At 58.0% G+C, this 1,251-nt stretch carries 2 protein-coding genes; both read right to left on the reverse strand.

What is annotated here, in order from left to right:
* A partial coding sequence (locus tag LYNGBM3L_RS49795; RefSeq protein ID WP_161603157.1) for an FAD-dependent oxidoreductase occupies positions 1-485 on the reverse strand: 485 nt, incomplete at its 3' end.
* Between the two features lie 2 nt (positions 486-487).
* The coding region (locus LYNGBM3L_RS49800) for a hypothetical protein (protein WP_044492976.1) at positions 488-1,251 on the reverse strand (764 nt) is incomplete at its 5' end.

Genomic DNA, 1,251 nt, shown 5'->3' on the forward strand with positions numbered 1-1,251 from the left:
GGATCAAAGGCTGGAAACACGCCTTGCAAATCATCGTCGGGCGATCCGGCGATCGGCATGAATTGAGATACGGCTTGATAGTGAGGAGCAAGATCTGCAGCACTGATCGGCCATGAGCCGATATCTTCCTGGCGATACGGCAAGACGGCCGCGCCCCAGACATTGGATAGACCGCCGATAGCGTGCGAAGAACGCCCCGCAAAAACTGTCTCGTCGGCAAACGCATCCGATAGCGGGTTTTGCGCGTGGATAGAGCCGAAGCGCATGGAGAGATCGCCGGTCTTTTCCAGCTGCGGGGCCTGCCAGGCCTTATGATCTTCGCTCGTCCAGGACTCAGCCGGTTTGGACGCGAAATTATCGCGCCGGTCGCTGAGGTCCGTGGACAGGTCTTTGCCTGCATCAATCAGCGTCACTGTCTGACCGCGCGCGATCAACGCCATGGCGACAGAGACGCCTGCTGGTCCGGACCCGATGATGAGGTTCATGCTCAAACTCGCTTGAAGATCAAAACATTTCCGTCGCCGAGTGTACCGTGAAAACGTTTAACGAGTTCAAGCTCACCGCTATCGGCCATCTCTTCCATTTTTGGCAGGACGCGAAATGACCGACCTGGAAAGGCGATAACGAGGTAGACCGGACCTGGCTCCGCCATTGCGGCATCGAATGCGGCTTCGGTCTCGATCGGAGACCAGTCGGTGCCGTAAAAGCTGTTATAGAGCGAGCCTGCGACGCCAATGCCATAGACCCTCGCGTCGCCCGTCTCAGTGTCGCCGACATATTCGACGGCGCCGGCGAGGTTTTGCTTCGGAGCGGTATAATTGCTGGTGGCGAGACCAATCGATAGCAGAACCATAGCAGCAACAGCCGCTGGGAAGACGGCTTTCTGCGGAACAAACGTCACGATCTGCCGAACCCAGACGCAGCTGGCATAGACGCCGACAATGATAAGCAGCATCAGGAATCCGATATCCACGAAGAAGAAGCGCGGCCAGATGCGCATGCCGAGCGCGAGGAGGAGCGCCATGGTCAGCGCGATATGCAGGCCAACAATTGGCGCGAAATAGGGACTCTGACGGTGCAGTCGTGCTGCGCCAATAATGCTTAGCGCAATGACGGCAGCAGCGATGATACCCAGGACGGGCCCGAGCGAGCCGAGCACGGTGCGAAACGCTTCTAGAATGGACCAGAGCGGGTTCTGATACTCCTGCATGACATCAACTTGCGACGTCTCCGCAACGGCGCTGGTCACTT

Origin of the sequence: Moorena producens 3L, from assembly GCF_000211815.1 — a bacterium.
GTDB lineage: Bacteria > Cyanobacteriota > Cyanobacteriia > Cyanobacteriales > Coleofasciculaceae > Moorena > Moorena producens.